This window comes from Mycobacterium sp., from assembly GCF_039583785.1.
Classification (GTDB): Bacteria; Actinomycetota; Actinomycetes; order Mycobacteriales; family Mycobacteriaceae; genus Mycobacterium.
The window spans coordinates 19,899-39,072 of sequence record NZ_JAVKSG010000016.1; the positions used below are offsets into that span (position 1 = coordinate 19,899).

General features: G+C 67.4%; 19 protein-coding genes, 1 tRNA gene and 1 pseudogene. 13 read left to right on the forward strand and 8 right to left on the reverse strand.

What is annotated here, in order from left to right; translation table 11 throughout:
- The first annotated feature begins 27 nt into the window (after nucleotides 1–27).
- The 3 genes from ABDV69_RS07965 to ABDV69_RS07975 are packed head-to-tail and all read left to right on the forward strand — an operon-like array spanning nucleotide 28 to nucleotide 2,007.
- Complete coding sequence (locus ABDV69_RS07965) at nucleotides 28–696, forward strand: HAD-IA family hydrolase (protein ID WP_343573091.1); 669 nt, start codon at nucleotides 28–30, stop codon at nucleotides 694–696.
- Nucleotides 689–1,183, forward strand: a complete 495-nt coding sequence (locus ABDV69_RS07970; RefSeq protein ID WP_343573093.1) for a low molecular weight protein-tyrosine-phosphatase — start codon at nucleotides 689–691, stop codon at nucleotides 1,181–1,183. Before ABDV69_RS07965 ends, ABDV69_RS07970 begins: the two co-directional genes overlap by 8 nt.
- Nucleotides 1,183–2,007: an SURF1 family protein gene (locus ABDV69_RS07975; protein ID WP_343573095.1), complete on the forward strand. Its 825-nt coding sequence runs from the start codon at nucleotides 1,183–1,185 to the stop codon at nucleotides 2,005–2,007. Before ABDV69_RS07970 ends, ABDV69_RS07975 begins: the two co-directional genes overlap by 1 nt.
- Here ABDV69_RS07975 and ABDV69_RS07980 read toward each other — a convergent pair.
- Together ABDV69_RS07980 and ABDV69_RS07985 are read right to left on the reverse strand one after the other, a co-directional pair.
- Nucleotides 1,979–2,929, reverse strand: a complete 951-nt coding sequence (locus ABDV69_RS07980) for a cobalamin biosynthesis protein (protein ID WP_343573096.1) — start codon at nucleotides 2,927–2,929, stop codon at nucleotides 1,979–1,981. The genes ABDV69_RS07975 and ABDV69_RS07980 overlap by 29 nt on opposite strands.
- Before the next feature lie 122 nt (nucleotides 2,930–3,051).
- A complete protein-coding gene (locus ABDV69_RS07985; RefSeq protein ID WP_343573097.1) occupies nucleotides 3,052–3,201 on the reverse strand; it encodes a hypothetical protein in 150 nt (49 codons plus the stop codon).
- A 70-nt stretch (nucleotides 3,202–3,271) separates the two neighbouring features.
- Here ABDV69_RS07985 and ABDV69_RS07990 point away from each other — a divergent pair, with 70 nt between their 5' ends.
- Nucleotides 3,272–3,487 (forward strand): hypothetical protein, encoded by a 216-nt coding sequence (locus ABDV69_RS07990; protein ID WP_343573099.1) that lies wholly within the window; start codon nucleotides 3,272–3,274, stop codon nucleotides 3,485–3,487.
- Nucleotides 3,488–3,489: 2 nt separating this feature from the next.
- Nucleotides 3,490–3,706 (forward strand): annotated as a pseudogene (locus tag ABDV69_RS07995) (oxidoreductase); the annotation flags it as partial.
- Nucleotides 3,707–3,736: 30 nt separating this feature from the next.
- Here ABDV69_RS07995 and ABDV69_RS08000 read toward each other — a convergent pair.
- The 4 genes from ABDV69_RS08000 to ABDV69_RS08015 all read right to left on the reverse strand — a co-directional run bounded on the left by ABDV69_RS08000 (nucleotide 3,737) and on the right by ABDV69_RS08015 (nucleotide 5,411).
- A tRNA-Val gene (locus ABDV69_RS08000) sits at nucleotides 3,737–3,811 on the reverse strand.
- A 44-nt stretch (nucleotides 3,812–3,855) separates the two neighbouring features.
- Nucleotides 3,856–4,317, reverse strand: a complete 462-nt coding sequence (locus ABDV69_RS08005) for a peroxiredoxin (RefSeq protein WP_343573100.1) — start codon at nucleotides 4,315–4,317, stop codon at nucleotides 3,856–3,858.
- Nucleotides 4,317–4,739, reverse strand: coding sequence for a DUF3052 domain-containing protein (locus ABDV69_RS08010; RefSeq protein ID WP_343573102.1), 423 nt, complete (start codon nucleotides 4,737–4,739; stop codon nucleotides 4,317–4,319). Before ABDV69_RS08010 ends, ABDV69_RS08005 begins: the two co-directional genes overlap by 1 nt.
- Before the next feature lie 99 nt (nucleotides 4,740–4,838).
- Nucleotides 4,839–5,411 (reverse strand): hypothetical protein, encoded by a 573-nt coding sequence (locus ABDV69_RS08015; RefSeq protein ID WP_343573103.1) that lies wholly within the window; start codon nucleotides 5,409–5,411, stop codon nucleotides 4,839–4,841.
- Nucleotides 5,412–5,631: 220 nt separating this feature from the next.
- Here ABDV69_RS08015 and aceE point away from each other — a divergent pair, with 220 nt between their 5' ends.
- From aceE to ABDV69_RS08050, 7 genes are all read left to right on the forward strand, one after another.
- Nucleotides 5,632–8,424 (forward strand): pyruvate dehydrogenase (acetyl-transferring), homodimeric type, encoded by a 2,793-nt coding sequence (aceE, locus tag ABDV69_RS08020; RefSeq protein WP_343573104.1) that lies wholly within the window; start codon nucleotides 5,632–5,634, stop codon nucleotides 8,422–8,424.
- Nucleotides 8,425–8,564: 140 nt separating this feature from the next.
- Nucleotides 8,565–9,863 (forward strand): PucR family transcriptional regulator, encoded by a 1,299-nt coding sequence (locus ABDV69_RS08025; RefSeq protein ID WP_343573105.1) that lies wholly within the window; start codon nucleotides 8,565–8,567, stop codon nucleotides 9,861–9,863.
- A 129-nt stretch (nucleotides 9,864–9,992) separates the two neighbouring features.
- Entirely contained in the window at nucleotides 9,993–10,910 is a 918-nt protein-coding gene (locus tag ABDV69_RS08030) for an ACP S-malonyltransferase (protein WP_343573107.1), read from the forward strand.
- 99 nt (nucleotides 10,911–11,009) lie between these two features.
- Nucleotides 11,010–11,333 carry a meromycolate extension acyl carrier protein AcpM gene (gene acpM / locus ABDV69_RS08035; RefSeq protein ID WP_343573108.1) on the forward strand — a complete coding sequence of 108 codons (324 nt, stop codon included), beginning with the start codon at nucleotides 11,010–11,012 and terminating at the stop codon, nucleotides 11,331–11,333.
- Nucleotides 11,330–12,580, forward strand: a complete 1,251-nt coding sequence (gene kasA, locus ABDV69_RS08040) for a 3-oxoacyl-ACP synthase KasA (RefSeq protein WP_343573110.1) — start codon at nucleotides 11,330–11,332, stop codon at nucleotides 12,578–12,580. The genes acpM and kasA overlap by 4 nt, the downstream gene beginning before the upstream one ends.
- 84 nt (nucleotides 12,581–12,664) lie before the next feature.
- Nucleotides 12,665–13,933: a 3-oxoacyl-ACP synthase KasB gene (gene kasB, locus ABDV69_RS08045; protein ID WP_343573112.1), complete on the forward strand. Its 1,269-nt coding sequence runs from the start codon at nucleotides 12,665–12,667 to the stop codon at nucleotides 13,931–13,933.
- 31 nt (nucleotides 13,934–13,964) lie between these two features.
- The gene (locus tag ABDV69_RS08050) at nucleotides 13,965–15,386 is read left to right on the forward strand and encodes an acyl-CoA carboxylase subunit beta (protein WP_343573114.1); all 1,422 of its coding nucleotides are present in this window, start codon (nucleotides 13,965–13,967) and stop codon (nucleotides 15,384–15,386) included.
- 45 nt (nucleotides 15,387–15,431) lie between these two features.
- On the opposite strand, the gene ABDV69_RS08055 is transcribed toward ABDV69_RS08050, so the two are convergent.
- Both ABDV69_RS08055 and ABDV69_RS08060 read right to left on the reverse strand, forming a co-directional pair.
- Nucleotides 15,432–16,964, reverse strand: a complete 1,533-nt coding sequence (locus ABDV69_RS08055; RefSeq protein ID WP_343573139.1) for a glycerol-3-phosphate dehydrogenase/oxidase — start codon at nucleotides 16,962–16,964, stop codon at nucleotides 15,432–15,434.
- Entirely contained in the window at nucleotides 16,964–17,527 is a 564-nt protein-coding gene (locus tag ABDV69_RS08060; RefSeq protein ID WP_343573116.1) for a helix-turn-helix domain-containing protein, read from the reverse strand. Before ABDV69_RS08060 ends, ABDV69_RS08055 begins: the two co-directional genes overlap by 1 nt.
- Nucleotides 17,528–17,568: 41 nt before the next feature.
- Between ABDV69_RS08060 and ABDV69_RS08065 the strand changes: the two genes are divergently transcribed.
- Nucleotides 17,569–19,164: an FAD-binding oxidoreductase gene (locus ABDV69_RS08065; protein ID WP_343573140.1), complete on the forward strand. Its 1,596-nt coding sequence runs from the start codon at nucleotides 17,569–17,571 to the stop codon at nucleotides 19,162–19,164.
- The last annotated feature ends 10 nt before the right edge of the window (nucleotides 19,165–19,174 follow it).

The window sequence follows — 19,174 nt, forward strand, 5'->3', positions numbered from 1 at the left end:
GGCGGCGGCATCGGCGACAATAGGCATGTGACCGGCACCGTCTCGGCAGACTTGGTGATCTTCGACCTCGACGGCACCCTGACCGACTCCGCGGCCGGCATCGTGTCCAGCTTCCGCCACGCGCTCGGCGAAATCGGCGCAGCGGTGCCCGAGGGCGACCTGGCCGGCCAGATCGTCGGACCGCCGATGCGCCACACCTTCGAGGCGATGGGGCTGGGCCAGCACACCGACGCCGCGATCGCCGCCTACCGCGCCGACTACACCACCCGCGGCTGGGCCATCAACAGCCTCTTCGACGGCATCGGGCCGCTGCTCGCCGACCTGCGGGTCGCCGGGGTCCGCCTGGCGGTGGCCACCTCGAAGGCCGAGCCCACCGCCCAGCGCATCCTGGCCCACTTCGGCCTCGACGGGCACTTCGACGTCATCGCCGGCGCCAGCGTCGACGGCAGCCGCGCGGCCAAGGCCGACGTTCTCGCACACGCGCTGGCGCAGCTGCAACCGCTGCCCGAGCGGGTACTCATGGTCGGCGACCGTCGCCACGACGTCGAAGGTGCCGCCGCGCACGGCATTGACGCCGTGGTGGTCGGCTGGGGTTACGGACAGTCCGATTTCGACGACGACCCGGACGGCCATGCGCCTCGCGGCGCCTTGCACGTCGCGACGGTCGCCGAACTGCGGAAGGCGTTGGGTGTCTGATTCGACATTGCACATCACGTTCGTGTGCACCGGCAACATCTGTCGATCCCCGATGGCGGAGCAGATATTTGCCCACCAGATCACCGAGCGCGGACTGGGCGACGTCGTGCGAGTCACCAGTGCGGGAACCGCGGGCTGGCACATCGGCAAGTCGGCCGACGAGCGGGCCAACCGGGTGCTGCGCGCCCACGGCTACCCCACCGACCACAGCGCCGCGCGGGTCGACGCCGACCACATCAACGCCGACCTGGTGATAGCGCTGGCCCGCAACCACATGCCGCTCCTTGAGCGACTGGGCGTCGACGCCGACCGGATCCGGATGCTGAGATCCTTCGACCCCCGTTCGGGCGCATTCGTTCTCGACGTCGACGATCCCTACTACGGCGACGACCACGACTTCGAAATCGCCTTCGCCGCGATCGAGGCGTCGCTGCCCGGGCTGCACAGCTGGGTCGACCAGCGGCTGGCGAAGGACGGGCCGGGCTGATGCGCCGGCTGGTCTTGCTGCTGCGGCCGGGCTGGATTGCGCTGGCCATCGTGGTGATCGCGTTCACCTACCTGTGCTTCAGCGTGCTCGCGCCGTGGCAACTCGGGAAGAACACCAAGACGTCGCGGGAGAACCAGCAGATTCAACGTTCGCTGACATCCGACCCGGTTCCAGTGAACACATTGTTGCCGCAGCAGGATTCGTCGGACCCTGACGGGCAGTGGCGCCGGGTGACGGCGACCGGGCATTATCTGCCGGACAAGCAGGTGGTGGCCCGGCTGCGCGTCGCCGACGGCGACGCGTCGATGGAAGTACTGTTGCCGTTCGTGGTCGACGGCGGCCCGACGGTGTTGGTCGACCGCGGCTGGGTAAGGCCGCTACCCGGTTCGCGGGTGCCACCGATTCCGCCGTTGCCCCACGACACAGTGACCATCACGGCGCGTCTGCGCGACTCCGAGGCCGCAGTGCTGGACAAGAAATCGTTCGCCCACGATGGTGTACGACAAGTGTATTCGATCAGCACAAGTCAGATCGCGACGTTGATCGGCACCCCGCTGACCGGCTCATACCTGCAACTGGACGACAACCAACCCGGGGGGCTGGGCGTGATCGGTCTGCCCCACCTGGACGCGGGCCCGTTCTTGTCGTACGGCATCCAGTGGATCACCTTCGGGGTCATCGCGCCGATTCTGTTGGGCTACTTCGTGTATGCCGAGGTGCAGGCCCGCCGGGCCGAGAAGGCGCAGGGCACCCGGGCCGCGCAGAAGCCATCCCCGACGACCGTCGAAGACAAGCTCACCGACCGCTACGGACGGCGACGCTGACGCACACCAACACCGCAGCCGCCTGCACGGCCCGCGAAAGCCTTACGGCACGTTGCGTATCGGCCACCGCTGGCGGATGCCCGTCGCCGAGGGCCGGGCGGATCTGCAGCTCGTAGTGATACTGGGTCGGCCCGCCGAGCCGGACGCCCAACGCGCCCGCGAATGCCGCTTCGACGACGCCGGCATTCGGGCTGGGGTGACGCCCCGCGTCGCGACGCCACGCTTGCATCGCATGTAACGGTGAGCCACCGACGATCGGTGCGCACACAACTGCCAGCGCCGCCGTCAAGCGCGCCGCGACATAGTTGACCCCATCGTCCAATCGTGCTGCAGCCCAACCGAATCGGATATAGTGTGGCGATCGGTGTCCGACCATCGCGTCCAGCGTATTGACGGCACGGTATCCCAGAACACCGGGCACGCCGCCGACGGCGGCCCACAGCAGCGGAGCCACCTGCGCGTCGGAGGTGTTCTCGGCCAACGATTCCACCGTCGCGCGGGTCAACCCCGCGGCGTCCAGCGTCGCCGGGTCACGTCCACACAGCGACGGCAACAACCGGCGGGCGCCGTCCAAGTCGTCGCGGCCGAGAAACTCGCCCATCGCCGATCCGATCCGCGCCAGCGATGTTCCGCCGAGTGCCACCCAGGTTGCCACCGCGGTCGCCACGACCGACCCGAGTGGACCGCAGCGGCGGGCCTGCCGTTCGAACGCGGCACCGACCAGGCCCACCACACCGACCAGGGTGGCTAGGTAAACCGCGCCGACGGCCCGGTCGTCGCGGTAGATGACACGCTCGAACCAGCCCGCCACAGCACCGAAACCCGCTACCGGATGGCCGATCCGCGGGTCGCCCAGCACCAGGTCGGCCAGGTAACCCAGCAGCACGCCCACGACTCGGGTACGCCGGATGGTGCCGAACACTCCGGCAGCCTCTCACACGCGGGCTACCCGGTTCGTAATGGCACCAAGCGTGGATTCTCGGCTATCGGCCCTGCCGACGGGCTAACCGCTTTCGCGCCCGCCGCGACTGGCGGGTGGTACGCCTAGCCGAAGATGGTGAGCGCCACCATGCCGATGACGCCCACGATGGCCAGCCAGAACCACGGCTGCAGGAAGATGGGGCCAGTGGCGGTGTCGAAGTCCTTGGGCAGGACGTCGGAGTCGGTGCGCTGGGAAGTCAGCTGCGGAGTCATGTATCAAGCTTGCCTAATTAGGCAACCGAAGTAAATGTGGCGCTCGCCACCCTGAGGCAAACTATGAGACATGGGTCACACTGGGAAGGCTCGCCGGTACGCCCACCCGGTCGGTACCGGTCAGAAGGGAAAACCAGCGTTGGCTTTGTCGGCACTCAACCACGTCGCGCTCACCGTCCGCGACATCGCGACCTGCGGCACCGATGCGGGCCTGTCGGTACCCACGTCCGACCGGCACTCCGGGATGGCGGGCCAAGCCGCAGCTTTCCCTGCAAGCCACGCGTAGTCATGCGGGCCGTCGTGATCACCAAGCACGGTCCGCCGTCGGTGCTGCAGGTGCGGGATCGCCCCGACCCGGGGCCGCCGGCGGCCGGGCAGGTGGGTATCGCGGTGCGCGCCGCCGGCGTGAACTTCGCCGACCACCCTCGCCCGCGTCGGCCTCTACCCCGACGCACCTAAAGTCCCCAACGTAGTCGGCTACGAGGTGGCCGGAACGATCGAGGCGTGTGTTGTGACCTGCAACGACATTCGACATTGGTGGGCGCGGACGGTATCGAACCGCCGACCGCTGGTGTGTAAAACCAGAGCTCTACCACTGAGCTACGCGCCCGTGCCGGGCAAAGATACCGTCCGAGGGCACCGGCCCCAAAACGGTCAGGCGTTCAGCGCCGCCAGCGCGTCGACCCACAGCCGCTGGTCACGGGTCTCACCGGGTTGCTTCATCTCGGCGAACCGGATGATTCCGGACCGGTCGATGACGAACGTGCCGCGGTTGGCGACGCCGGCGTCGTCGTTGAACACGCCGTAGGCCTGGCTGACGGCTCCGTGCGGCCAAAAATCCGCAAGCACCGGGAACAGGAACCCGCTTTGGGTGGCCCACACCTTGTGGGTGGGCGCCGGCCCGACCGAGATGGCCAGCACCGCGCGATCGTTGTTCTCGTAGTCGGGCAGATGATCGCGAATATGATCGAGTTCGCCTTGGCAGATGCCGGTGAAGGCCAGCGGAAAGAACACCAGCAGCACGTCTTTGGCGCCGCGAAGATCGCTCAGGGTGACCGGCTGTCGGTTCTGGTCGCGCAGCGTGAAGTCCGGTGCGGCGCTATTGACCGGAAGCATCAGCGGCGCGCCGCTCGCGACTTGGGTTGCATCAATCGGCTGGCACTCCAGTCGCTGAGGTTGACCGACGACGTCGGCATCAGTCCGGCGGTGGGCGCCGCCTCGGCGATCTCAGCGGGCTGCACATGACCGGGCTTGCCGGTCTTGGGTGTCAGCACCCAGATCACGCCGTCGTCGGCGAGCGAGGCGATCGCATCCATCAGGGTGTCCACCAGGTCCCCGTCGTCGTCGCGCCACCACAGCAAGACGACGTCGACGACATCATCGGTCTCTTCGTCGAGCAACTCGCCACCGCACGCATCCTCCACGTCGGCGCGGATGTCATCGTCGGTGTCCTCGTCCCAACCCCACTCCTGGACAACCTGCCCTGGTTGAATGCCTAGTTTGCGGGCAAAGCTCGGGGCGTCATCCGCGGCCACCACCGTGCGACCTCCTTGTCAGTTCCTCACAGCTCAAGCGTCAACGACGCCGTGCGATGCAATTTATCGTCGCATAGCTCGCAGCGTTGCACATCGGTCGGCTCAGCCGAATGCCCGGCAACGCTTCACGGCTTCGGTCTTGGCGTCGTTGAGTTGATTGACCCGCCGATTGAACTGGTCGGTCGCAAAGTGTGAGCGGATCGCGTTCGCGACGTCGCGGGCGGCGTCGTTGTAGGCGTTCAGCGCCTCGCGAAGCTGCTGCGAGAGTGGGCCGTTGCTGTCGCCCGCGACCGCGTCGGCGCTGCGGGTGAGCGCATCGATCGCGGGCTGCTCGGCACCCGAGGTGTCGCCGCCCCGGTTGTAGGCGGCGACGAAGTCGTTCACCCGGTCGACCGCCTCTTTACTGCTGATGGCGAACGCTTCGCAGGCCTTCACCACGGCCGCGACGGTGATCGACCGCTGGCGTTGCGACTCCCGGATGCTGGAGGTAGCCGCCGAGGCCGAGACCGATACGGAGACCGACGCGCGGTAAGCCGGGGCAATCGCGACGTCGGCGCCCGGTGAGCCATCGACGACGGTGGTGCAGCCGACGACGGCGATCAGGACGGTGGCGATACAGCCCGCAGCTCGCGCAGCGCTGGGCCATCCGGGCCAGCCGAGTGATCCGATCCGCACAGCGTATGACGTTACCGGTTGCCGTAGACGGGCATCGTCGCGCGCCGCGATCGCGGCGTTGCGGGCCGGGTAGCCCGGACGTTACCCGCGACGAGATCCCGTGCGGCACGATAGGAGCAGCCCCCACCGGGGCCGCAGCACCAGGACAGCACCGAAGACGTCAATCCGCGACGGCTCGATCAGCCACAAGCCGGTCAGCCGCCCACCAAGGAGTAGTGCGTTGACCACCGAGTTCGTCCGCCACGATGTGGCGAAAAACCCAACCGGCGCACACGAACCCGAGCGTGTGCGGGTGATCCGTGAGGGCGTGGCGTCCTACCTGCCCGACATCGACCCGGAGGAAACCGGCGAGTGGCTGGAATCTTTCGACCAGCTGCTGGAGCGTTCGGGCCCGGCACGGGCGCGCTACCTGATGTTGCGGCTGCTGGAACGGGCCGGCGAGCAGCGGGTGGCGTTGCCGGCGCTGACGTCCACCGACTATGTGAACACGATTCCGACCGAGATGGAGCCCTGGTTCCCGGGCGACGAGGATGTGGAACGTCGCTACCGGGCCTGGATCCGCTGGAACGCCGCGATCATGGTGCACCGGGCGCAGCGTCCGGGAGTCGGCGTGGGCGGACATATTTCGACCTACGCATCGTCGGCGGCGCTCTACGAAGTCGGCTTCAACCACTTCTTCCGCGGCAAGTCGCATCCCGGCGGCGGCGATCAGGTGTTCATTCAGGGCCACGCCTCCCCCGGCATCTACGCCCGGGCATTCCTGGAAGGCCGGCTCAGCTCCGAGCAACTCGACGGTTTCCGGCAGGAGCACAGCCATCCCGGCGGTGGGCTGCCGTCCTATCCGCACCCGCGGCTGATGCCCGACTTCTGGGAGTTCCCGACGGTGTCGATGGGCCTGGGCCCGATGAACGCGATCTATCAGGCCCGGTTCAACCACTACCTGCATGATCGCGGCCTCAAAGACACCTCCGACCAGCACGTGTGGGCTTTCCTGGGCGACGGCGAGATGGACGAGCCGGAGAGCCGGGGCCTCATCCAGGTGGCCGCCAACGAGGGCCTGGACAACCTGACCTTCGTCGTCAACTGCAACCTGCAACGCCTGGATGGCCCGGTGCGCGGCAACGGCAAGATCATCCAGGAACTGGAATCCTTCTTCCGCGGCGCCGGCTGGAACGTGATCAAGGTGGTGTGGGGCCGCGAGTGGGACGCGCTGCTGCACGCCGACCGCGACGGCGCACTGGTGAATTTGATGAATACGACGCCTGATGGTGATTACCAGACGTACAAGGCCAACGACGGGGCCTACGTACGCGACCACTTCTTCGGTCGCGATCCGCGAACCAAGGCACTCGTCGAGCAGATGACCGATTCGGAGATCTGGAACCTCAAACGCGGCGGTCACGACTACCGCAAGGTCTACGCCGCCTACCGCGCCGCCGTCGACCACGGGGGCCAGCCGACGGTAATCCTGGCCAAGACCATCAAGGGCTACTCGCTGGGCGCGCACTTCCAGGGCCGCAACGCGACGCATCAGATGAAAAAGCTTGCGGCCCAAGACCTCAAAGACTTCCGCGACGCCATCCGGATCCCGATCAGCGACGCCCAACTCGAGCAGGATCCCTACCTGCCGCCGTACTACCACCCCGGCGCCGAGGCCCCGGAGATTCGCTATCTGCTCGAGCGGCGCCACGCACTGGGCGGCTTCCTGCCCGAGCGGCGCACCACATTCACGACGCTACGGCTGCCGGGGCGTGACATCTACGCTCCCCTGAAGAAGGGGTCCGGGCATCAGGAAGTCGCCACCACCATGGCGACGGTCAGGACCTTCAAAGAACTCCTGCGCGACAAGGAGATCGGGCCGCGCATCGTCCCGATCATCCCCGACGAGGCCCGCACGTTCGGGATGGACTCGTGGTTCCCGTCGCTGAAGATCTACAACCGCAACGGCCAGCTCTACACCGCCGTCGACGCCGATCTGATGCTGGCCTACAAGGAAAGTGAAATCGGGCAGATCCTGCACGAGGGCATCAACGAAGCCGGATCGGTGGCCTCGTTCACCGCGGCCGGCACGTCGTATTCGACGCACAACGAGCCGATGATCCCGATCTACATCTTCTATTCGATGTTCGGGTTCCAGCGCACCGGCGATGGACTGTGGGCCGCCGCGGATCAGATGGCGCGGGGCTTCCTGCTCGGCGCCACAGCGGGGCGCACCACGCTGACCGGCGAAGGCCTGCAGCACGCCGACGGTCAGTCGCAGCTGCTGGCGGCCACCAATCCCGCGGTGGTGTCCTATGACCCCGCGTTCGCCTACGAGATCGCCCACATCGTCGAAGCCGGGCTGGCCCGCATGTACGGCGAGAACGCCGAAAACGTCTGCTATTACCTCACCATCTACAACGAGCCGTACCTACAGCCGGCCGAGCCGGAGAACTTCGACCCCGAAGGGGTATTGCGGGGCATCTACCGCTACCGGCGGGCCACCGAAAGCCGCACCAACGCCGCCAACATTCTGGCCTCCGGAGTTTCGCTGCCCGCGGCGCTGCGGGCCGCCGACATGCTGGCCACCGAATGGGACGTCGCCGCCGACGTGTGGTCGGTGACCAGCTGGAGCGAGCTCAACCGCGACGGCGTCGCCATCCAGAAACAGCGGCTGCGGCACCCCGACCAGCCCGCTGACGAGCCGTACGTGACGCAGGCGCTGTCCACGGCGACGGGCCCGTTCGTCGCCGTCTCGGACTGGATGCGCGCGGTGCCCGAGCAGATCCGGCCGTGGGTGCCGGGCAGCTACGTCACGCTGGGCACCGACGGGTTCGGCTTCTCCGACACCCGCCCGGCGGCCCGTCGCTTCTTCAACACCGACGCCGAATCTCAAGTCGTGGCGGTGCTCGAGGCGCTGGCCCGCGACGGGGAGATCGACCCGTCAGTGCCGGTGGCGGCGGCCCGCCAGTACCGCATCGACGACGTGCAGGCCGCGCCCGCGCAGACCTCCGATCCCGGCCCGGGGGCCTGACACTTTTCGTCTCGCCAACCTCTCGCCAACGTGAAGCAAGCTTCACGTTGGGCGCCGAACGCGAAAGTAGTCTCACGTTCGGCGAAGCGCTGTCCGCGCAATTGGCGGAAACATCCAGAAACTCGGCGTAGTTTTTAGGGATGGTTGACAAGCAGTTCCCGACGCCTCGGCCGACGCTGGATCTGCTGGGCAGCGTCCCGGAGTCGCTCTTGCGCCGGTTGAAGCAGTACTCCGGGCGGTTTTCCACCGAAGCGGTGAGTGTCATGCAGGACCGCCTGCCATTCTTCGCCGAACTGGAAGCGTCCCAGCGAGCCAGCTTGGCGCTGGTGGTGCAGACCGCCGTCGCTAACTTCGTCGAGTGGATGACCGACCCGAGCAGCAACATCGACTACACCGCTCGGGCGTTCGAACTGATGCCCCAGGACCTGACCCAACGGATGCCGTTGCGTCACTCGGTCGACATGATCCGGGTCACGCTGGAGTTCTTCGAGGAAGTCGCGCCGCTGCTGGCCCGGTCCGATGAGCAATTGACCGCACTGACGGTCGGGATCCTCAAGTACAGCCGCGACTTGGCCTTCAGTGCCGCAACGGCCTACGCGGACGCGGCTGAGGCGCGCGGAACCTGGGACAGCCGGATGGAAGCCACCGTCGTGGATGCGGTGGTGCGCGGGGATACCGGCCCTGCGCTGTTGTCCCGCGCCGCAGCGCTGAACTGGGACACCAACGCTCCGGCGACCGTGGTGGTGGGCACGCCGCCGCCGGGTCGGGAATACCAGGCCAGCCAGGATGTGCGGGATATCGCCGCGCGCCATGGGCGTGCCGCACTCACCGATGTGCACGGCACCTATCTGGTGGCGATCGTGTCCGGGCAGCTGACGCAGACCGAGAAGGTCTACAGCGCGCTGCTGGACGCCTTCTCCGATGGCCCGGTGGTGATCGGTCCGACAGCACCGATGCTGACGGCGGCCTACCACAGCGCCAGCGAGGCCATTTCCGGAATGAACGCGGTCGCCGGCTGGCGGGGCGCACCCCGGCCCGTGCTGGCGCGCGAACTGCTGCCCGAGCGGGCGCTGATGGCCGACGCGGCGGCCATCGCGGCGTTGCACACCGACGTGATGCGGCCGCTCGCCGACGCGGGCCCGACCCTCACCGAAACTCTGGACGCCTATCTGGACTGCGGCGGAGCCATCGAAGCCTGTGCCCGCAAGTTGTTCGTTCATCCAAATACGGTGCGCTATCGGCTGCGGCGCATCGCCGACTTCACCGGTCGCGATCCGACCGTGCCACGCGACGCTTACGTCCTTCGGGTCGCCGCGACGGTCGGCCACCTCACATACCAGGCCCAGCAGTCCAGTGCTGCCGGCAACATCGTGACACCCGTCACGCCGCCGATCGAAAAGGGCCTGATCGCGCCGTCCGGGACCGCCGACACCCGATGACAGATTGCGGCAAGATATCGAACACGTCGCATCGCGTGCCGTTTTTGTGGAGTTTCCACAAAAACATAAGACAAGGTTCATAATCCTTTACACGGCGCAAAGACGTCTTCACAGTGTTTCCTTAATAACGTGATTGCATTGCTCGCGCCCGGACAAGGGTCGCAGACCGAGGGGATGCTGTCGCCGTGGCTGGAACTGCCCGGCGCCGCGGATCGGCTGTCGTCGTGGTCGGCCGCCAGCGGGCTGGATCTCGCGCGGCTCGGCAGCACTGCTTCCACCGAGGAGATCACCGACACCGCGATCGCCCAGCCGCTGATTGTCGCGGCCACCCTGCTCGCGCATCAGGAGCTGACGTCGCGCGGTCTGCTCGCCGGCTCAGACGCCAGCGAGATCATCGTGGCGGGCCACTCGGTCGGTGAGATCGCCGCCTACGCCATCGCCGGGGTGCTCTCCGCCGACGACGCCGTCGCACTGGCCGCCACCCGCGGCGCCGAGATGGCCAAAGCCTGCGCCAACGAGCCGACCGGCATGTCAGCGGTGCTCGGCGGCGACGAGACCGTGGTGCTCGCCCGTCTCGAACAACTCGACCTGGTCGCCGCCAACCGCAACGCCGCCGGCCAGATCGTGGCCGCCGGTCGGCTGAGCGCGCTGGACAAGCTCGCCGAAGACCCGCCGGAGAAGGCCCGCGTTCGCGCGTTGGGTGTGGCCGGCGCCTTCCACACCGAGTTCATGGCTTCGGCCCTCGACGGCTACGCCACGGCAGCTCAGCACGTCGCGACCGCCGAGCCCGTCGCCGTTCTGCTGTCCAACCGCGACGGCCAGCCGGTGACCTCGGCCGCCGATGCGATGGAAAAGCTCGTCGCACAGCTGACCCGGCCGGTGCGCTGGGACCTGTGCTCACAGACGCTGCGTCAGCGCAGTGTGACCGCGATTGTCGAGTTCCCACCGGCGGGGGCGCTGTCCGGCATCGCCAAACGTGAACTTCGTGGGACACCGACGCACGCCGTCAAGACCCCCGCAGACCTGGACGGTTTGGCCGATCGGTAAACCTCTGGCCGTCAAGCCAATTAGCTGAACCGTTCGCTATCACAACCGCATACCGCAGGTAAATCAGCAGTACACAACACATTACGAAGGGAAACACAAGTGTCCGTCAGCCAGGAAGAAATCATCGCCGGTATCGCCGAGATCATCGAAGAGGTCACCGGCATCGAGCCCTCGGAGATCACCCCGGAGAAGTCGTTCGTCGACGACCTGGACATCGACTCGCTGTCGATGGTGGAGATCGCCGTGCAGACCGAAGACAAGTACGGCGTCAAGATCCCCGACGAGGACCTCGCCGGTCTGCGCACCGTCGGTGACGTCGTCAACTACATCCAGAAGCTCGAAGAAGAGAACCCTGAGGCCGCCCAGGCGCTGCGCGCCAAGTTCGAGACCGAAGGTTCGAAGCAGGAAGCCGACAGCAAGTGAAAAAACCTTCCACTGCTAACGGCGGTTACCCCAGTGTCGTGGTAACCGCCGTCGAGGCGACGACTTCAATCGCGCCAGACATCGAAGGCACGTGGAAGGGTTTGCTCGCCGGAGAGTCCGGCATCCGCGTGCTCGAGGATGAATTCGTCACGAAGTGGGACCTGCCGGTGAAAATCGGCGGGCACCTCAAGGAATCCGTCGACGACCACATGGGCCGGCTGGACCTGCGCCGGATGTCCTATGTCCAGCGGTTGGCCAAGCACCTCAGCGGCCGGTTATGGGAGAACGCCGGCAGTCCCGAGGTCGACCCGGACCGGTTCTCGGTCGTGGTCGGCACCGGGCTGGGTGGCGCCGAGAAGATCGTCGAGAGCTACGACCTGATGAACGAGGGCGGGCCACGCAAGGTGTCCCCGCTCGCCGTTCAGATGATCATGCCGAACGGGGCCGCCGCCGTGGTCGGTCTGCAACTCGGCGCTCGCGCCGGAGTGATGACGCCGGTGTCGGCCTGTTCGTCGGGCTCGGAAGCCATCGCGCACGCGTGGCGCCAAATCGTCATGGGCGACGCGGACTTCGCGGTCTGCGGCGGCGTCGAGGGCAACATCGAAGCCCTGCCGATCGCAGCGTTCTCGATGATGCGCGCGATGTCGACCCGCAACGAGGATCCCGAAGGTGCGTCTCGGCCGTTCGACAAGAACCGCGACGGCTTCGTGTTCGGCGAAGCCGGCGCGCTGATGATCATCGAAACCGAAGAACACGCCAAGGCTCGTGGCGCCAAGCCGCTGGCCCGGTTGATGGGTGCCGGCATCACGTCGGACGCGTTCCACATGGTGGCCCCGGCCGCCGACGGGGTGCGCGCCGGACGCGCGATGACCCGCTCGCTGGAGTTGGCGGGCTTGTCCCCCAAGGACGTCGACCACATCAACGCGCACGCGACAGCGACGCCGATCGGCGACACCGCCGAGGCCAACGCGATCCGGGCCGCCGGATGTCAGGAAGCCGCGGTCTACGCGCCCAAGGGCGCGCTGGGTCACTCCATCGGCTCGGTGGGCGCGTTGGAGTCGATCCTGACGGTGCTCGCGCTGCGTGATGGCGTTATTCCACCGACACTTAACTATGAGACGCCTGATCCCGAGATCAATCTCGATGTTGTAGCGGGCGAACCGCGTAACGGCGATTACCAATACGCCATCAACAACTCGTTCGGCTTCGGCGGCCACAACGTCGCGTTGGCCTTCGGGCGGTACTGAAAAACTCGACGTCCGGCGACGATGCGGGCCGTGAACGGCCCGCGCAGGAGCCGGACCGGCACGAAAGGCACAGTCGTAGGGCCCATGACCAGATCGTCAAAGTTGACTACGGGGAACGGTTTCCCCGACATCGTTGTCACCGGCGTCGCGATGACGACCGCTGTCGCAACCGATGCCGAGACCACGTGGAAGATGCTGCTGGACGGGCAAAGCGGGATCCGCACCCTCGACGATCCCTTTGTTGAGGAGTTCAACCTGCCGGTTCGTATCGGGGGGCATCTGCTCGAGGAGTTCGACAGCCAGTTGAACCGCGTCGAGGCCCGCCGAATGGGTTACCTGCAAAAGATGGCCACGGTGCTGAACCGGCGGGTGTGGGAGAACGCCGGTTCGCCCGAGGTCGACACCAATCGGTTGGCGGTGTCCATCGGCACCGGCATCGGGTCCAGCGAAGAGTTGATCTTCGCCTACGACGCCATGCGCGAAAGAGGCTTGAAGGCGGTCTCCCCGCTGGTCGTGCAGATGTACATGCCCAATGGCGCGGCCGCGGCGGTGGGGCTCGAACGGCACGCCAAGGCCGGTGTGATGACCTCGATCTCGGCATGTGCGTCCGGATCGGAGGGAATCGCCCGCGCTTGGCAGCAGCTCGCGCTCGGCGAAGCCGACATCGCGATCTGCGGTGGTGTCGAGACCAGGATCGAGGCGGTGCCGATCGCGGGCTTCGCCCAGATGCGCATCGTGTTGTCCACCAGCAACGACGACCCGGCCGGCGCCTGCCGCCCGTTCGACAAGGACCGTAACGGCTTCGTGTTCGGTGAGGCCGGCGCGCTGATTGTGATCGAGACCGAAGAGCACGCCAAGGCCCGCGGCGCAAACATTTTGGCCCGGCTGATGGGCGCCAGCGTCACCTCCGACGGCTTCCACATGGTGGCGCCGGATCCCAACGGCGAGCGCGCCGGTCATGCGATCACCCGCTCAGTCCAGCTGGCCGGGCTCCAGCCGTCCGACATCGACCACATCAATGCGCACGCCACCGGGACCTCGGTCGGTGACGTGGCCGAAGGCAAGGCCATCAACCGGGCCCTCGGTGCAGGCGGCGGCAACGCGGCGGTGTACGCCCCCAAGGGTGCGCTCGGCCACTCCGTCGGCGCGGTCGGCGCGGTGGAGTCGATCCTGACCGTGCTAGCACTGCGCGACCAGGTCATCCCGCCCACCCTGAACCTGAAGAACCTCGACCCGGACATCGACCTCGACGTGGTGGCCGGCGCGCCGCGCACCGGCGACTTCAAGTACGCCGTCAACAATTCGTTCGGCTTCGGCGGGCACAACGTGGCACTCACCTTCGGCCGGTACTGACCGAACAGCATTTCAGACGAGGAGACTTGCGATGACGACCCTGGCCCCTGAGGCAATCGACGAGTCGCTCGACCCGCGTGACCCGTTGCTGCGCCTGAGCAGGTTCTTCGACAACGGCAGCATCGAGTTGCTGCACGAGCGTGACCGCTCCGGAGTGCTCGCCGCGGGCGGAACCGTAAACGGCGTGCGCACCATCGCCTTTGCCACCGACGGCACCGTGATGGGTGGCGCCATGGGGCTCGAGGGCTGCACGCACATTGTCAACGCCTACGACACCGCCATCGAGGAGCAAAGCCCGATCGTGGGTATCTGGCACTCCGGCGGCGCGCGGCTGGCCGAGGGCGTCAAGGCCCTGCACGCCGTCGGTTTGGTGTTCGAGGCGATGATCCGGGCGTCGGGCTACGTCCCGCAGATCTCGGTCGTGGTGGGTTTCGCCGCCGGCGGCGCCGCCTACGGGCCGGCGCTGACCGACGTGGTCATCATGGCGCCGGAGGGCCGGGTGTTCGTCACCGGACCCGACGTCGTCCGCAGCGTCACCGGCGAGGACGTCGACATGGCGTCGCTGGGCGGCCCGGACACCCACCACAAAAAGTCCGGTGTGTGCCACATCGTCGCCGACGACGAGGACGACGCCTACGAGCGCGGTCGTCGGTTGGTCGGATTGTTCTGCCAGCAAGGGCATTTCGACCGCAGCAAGGCCGAGGCGCACGAAACCGACCTGCACGCGCTGCTGCCGGAATCGCCGCGACGGGCCTACGACGTGCACCCGCTGGTCACCGCGCTACTCGATGATGACGCACCGTTCGAGGAGTTTCAGGCCAAGTGGGCGCCGTCGATGGTGGTCGGTCTGGGCCGGTTGTCCGGACGCTCGGTGGGAGTGCTGGCCAACAACCCGCTGCGACTGGGCGGCTGCCTGAACTCCGAAAGCGCGGAGAAGGCAGCACGTTTCGTGCGGCTGTGCGACGCGTTCGGCATCCCGCTGATCGTGATCGTCGACGTGCCCGGCTACCTGCCCGGCGTGGACCAGGAATGGGGTGGCGTGGTGCGCCGCGGGGCCAAGCTGCTGCACGCGTTCGGTGAGGCCACCGTTCCGCGCGTCACCTTGGTCACCCGAAAGATTTACGGCGGGGCCTACATTGCGATGAACTCACGTTCGCTGGGCGCGACCAAGGTGTTCGCCTGGCCGGACGCCGAGGTCGCGGTGATGGGCGCCAAGGCGGCCGTCGGCATTCTGCACAAGAAGAAGCTGGCCGCAGTTCCCGACCACGAGCGCGACGCGCTGCACGAGGAGCTGGCCGCCGAGCACGAGCGGATCGCCGGCGGTGTGGACAACGCCATCGAGATCGGCGTCGTCGACGAGAAGATCGATCCCGCCCACACCCGCGGCAAGATCACCCAGGCGCTGGCCGAGGCGCCGACGCGACGCGGACGGCACAAGAACATCCCGCTGTAAAACCCAGCGCGTGGTGACCGGTTTTTCGCGCGTGGTGAGCCAACGCTAGCTGCTGAGATCCAGCAGCTCTTCGGCGACGCCGATGACTCGTTCACGATCGGCAGCCACCAGACCGATCCGGGTGCGTCGGTCGACGATGTCGTCAACGGTCAGCGCGCCCTCGTGGGTGATGGCGTACTCGAACTCTGCACGCGTCACGTCGATCCCGTCGGCAACCGGATCGGCGGGTCGCTCGCAGGTGGCCGCGGCCATGACGTTGGCCGCCTCGGCTCCGTAACGCTGCACCAGCGATTCGGGCAGGCCGGCCATCGGCGCCACCGTCGACCCGGGGTTGGTCGGTGCACCGACCAACGGCAGGTTTCGGGTCTGGCACGCAGCCGCGTCGAGCTTCCGCAACGCGATGGCGCGATCAAGCACATCTTCGGCCATGTGCCGGTATTCGGTGAGCTTGCCGCCGATCACGCTGATCACTCCCAAAGACGACTCGACGACGGCATGGTCGCGGGACACGTCGGCGGTGTGGCCGGCACCGGTGTCGATCAGCGGCCGCAGCCCGGCATAGCAGCCGATGATGTCGGCGTGGTCCAGCGAAATACCCAACGCGGTGTTGACCACGTCCAGCAGGAACGTGATCTCCCCCGACGTCGGTTGCGGCACATCGGGAATCGGCCCGGGCGCCTCCTCGTCGGTCAGCCCCAGGTAGATCCGTCCCAGTTGCTGGGGCATGGCGAAGACGAAGCGGTTGAGCGCACCGGGGATCGGAATCGTCAGCGCCGCGGTGGGATTACCGAATGTCGTGGCGTCGAAGACGAGGTGGGTACCGCGACTGGGGCGCAGTTTCACCGACGGGTCGATCTCCCCCGCCCACACCCCGGTGGCGTTGATGACGGCGCGGGTCGCGATGTCGAACGATTCGCCGCTGCGCTGGTCGGTCAACCGCAGCGAGTTCCCGGTGGCCTGCGATGCCGCGGTATAGGTCAAGATCCGGGCACCCCGCTGGGCCGCGGTTCGCGCGACGGCGGCGACGAGTCGGGCGTCGTCGATCAGTTGCCCGTCATAGGCCAACAGACCACCGTCGAGGCCGTCGCGCCGAACGGCCGGCGTCATGTCCAGGGTGCGCTGCGCCGAAATACGTTGCGAAACGGGCAAAACGGATCCAGGTGTGCCCGCCGTCATGCGCAGCACGTCGCCCGCCAGGAACCCGGTCCGCACCAAGGCCCGCTCGATGCGGCCCATCGACGGCAGCAGCGGGACCAGCTGTGGCATAGCCCGAACCAGATGAGGGGCGTTGCGGGTCATCAAGATTCCCCGTTCGACGGCACTGCGCCGGGCGATCCCGATGTTGCCGGTCGCCAGGTAGCGCAGCCCGCCGTGCACCAGCTTGGAGCTCCATCGACTGGTCCCGAAGGCAAGGTCGTGCTTCTCGACCAGCGTCACTCGCAGCCCCCGCGATGCCGCGTCCAGTGCTATGCCGACACCGGTGATACCGCCGCCGATCACCACGACATCGGAGGGCGCGCCGTCGGCCAGTGCCGTCAGGTCAGCGGTTCGGCGGGCGCCGTTGAGTGCGGTTGACATCACGCGAGGTATCCGTTCAGCGAATGGGCGAGTTCTGCTGCCAGGGCATCGGCGTCCAGGATCGGGCGGACGATCTGGGCCGACTGGATGGTCGACTGGGTGATCAGCAGCACCATCGCGGCCATTTGACGGGGATCGCCGGCCCGCACGCTGCCGTCGTATTGGGCCGCCCGCAGGTCCTTGGCCAACGCCTCGATCAACATCTGCTGGCTGCGGCCCAGCCGCTGGGCGATGTAGACCAGCGCCAACTCCGAGCGCAGCACCGCCATCACCAGCTCGTCGCCGCGCAGGCGTTCGGCCACCGCGACCACGCGATCGACCAACGCCGCACGCCCGCTGCCGCGCACCGGCGCCTCGGCCACCGCCTCGGTGATGTGGCTGGTCAACAGCGCGGCCAGCACCGAACGGGTGTCCGGCCAGCGGCGATACACGGTGGGTCGGCTCACGCCGGCGCGGCGCGCAATCTCGGCCAGCGTCACGCGCTCGACGCCGAAATCGACCACGCAGCTCGCGGCGGCCGCGAGGATGCGGTCCTGCACAGGCAGGTTACTGATTGACAGCATATGTAATACTGTAACGCATGGCTGCCGACTTGCTCCCCCCGATGAAGTGGAACGCCTGGGGCGATCCGGACGAAGCCAAACCACTCTCGGAAGGAATCCGCTCGCTGCTGAGCCAGGCCCTGGGCGTGACCGGGTCACCCGATGCCGAACTCGACGCCGACCAGGTGCAGTTGCGCCCGTCGGCGTTGTCGACCGCCGACCGCGAGGCGCTGACCGCGATCGTCGGCCCGGACCACTGCCGCGTCGACGACCGCGACCGGCTGTTGCGCGCGGGCGGCAAGTCCACGCTGGACCTGTTACGGCGCAAGGATTCCGGTGTTCAGGACGCGCCCGATGCGGTCCTGCTGCCCGGCTGTGACGACGACGTCGCCGCGATCCTGCGGTACTGCTCGCAGCACGGCATCGCCGTCGTCCCGTTCGGCGGCGGTACCAGCGTGGTCGGCGGACTCGATCCCGTCCGCGGCGACTTCGACGCCGCCGTGTCGCTGGACCTGCGCCGCTTCGACCAACTGCTGGACTTCGACGAGGTGTCCGGCGAGGCCGAATTCGGCGCCGGCGTCACCGGGCCGCAGGCCGAGGGCATGCTTGGCGCGCGAGGGTTTTCACTCGGACATTTTCCGCAGAGCTTCGAATTCGCCAGCCTCGGCGGCTATGCCGCAACCCGCTCGTCAGGGCAGAATTCGGCGGGCTATGGCCGGTTCGACGACATGGTTCGCGGCCTGCGGGTGATCACACCGGCCGGGGTGCTGGATCTCGGCCGGGCTCCGCAGTCGGCGGCCGGCCCAGATCTGCGGCAACTGGTCATCGGCTCGGAGGGTGTGTTCGGCGTCATCACCCGAGTGCGGGTAGCGGTCCACGCCGCGCCGCAGGCCAGCCGCTACGAGGCATGGTCGTTCCCTGACTTCGCCACCGGCACAGCAGCATTGCGTACCGTCACCCAGACAGGCGCCGGCCCGACCGTGATCCGGCTGTCCGATGAGGCCGAGACCGGGGTCAACCTGGCCACCACCGAGTCGATCGGCGACAACCCCATCGGCGAAACCCACAGCACCGGCGGCTGCCTGGCCATCACGGTGTTCGAAGGTACCGAGGCGCACGCCGAGAGCAGACATGCCGAAACCCGGGCGCTGATGACCGCCGCGGGCGGCACGTCGCTGGGCGAGGCGCCGGCACGAGCCTGGGAGCGCGGGCGCTTCGGCGCGCCCTACCTGCGCGACGCTCTGCTGGCCAACGGCGCATTGTGCGAGACCCTCGAAACAGCCACCGACTGGTTGAACATCCCCGCGCTGAAAGCTGCTGTCACCGAGGCGCTGACCAGCTCGCTGGCCGAATCCGGCACGCCGGCGCTCGTTCTGTGCCACATTTCGCACGTGTATGCCACCGGGGCCTCGCTCTACTTCACCGTCGTCGCCGGGCAACGCGGTAACCCGATCGAGCAGTGGCGCGCCGCCAAAACCGCCGCCGGCGAGGCGATCGTCGCCGCCGGAGCGACCATCACCCACCACCACGCCGTCGGCGCCGACCATCGGCCCTGGATGGCCGACGAGGTCGGCGACCTGGGTGTGCAGGTGTTGCGGGCGGTCAAGTCGACGCTGGACCCCGCGGGAATTCTCAACCCCGGCAAGCTGATCCCATGACCGCGGGCCG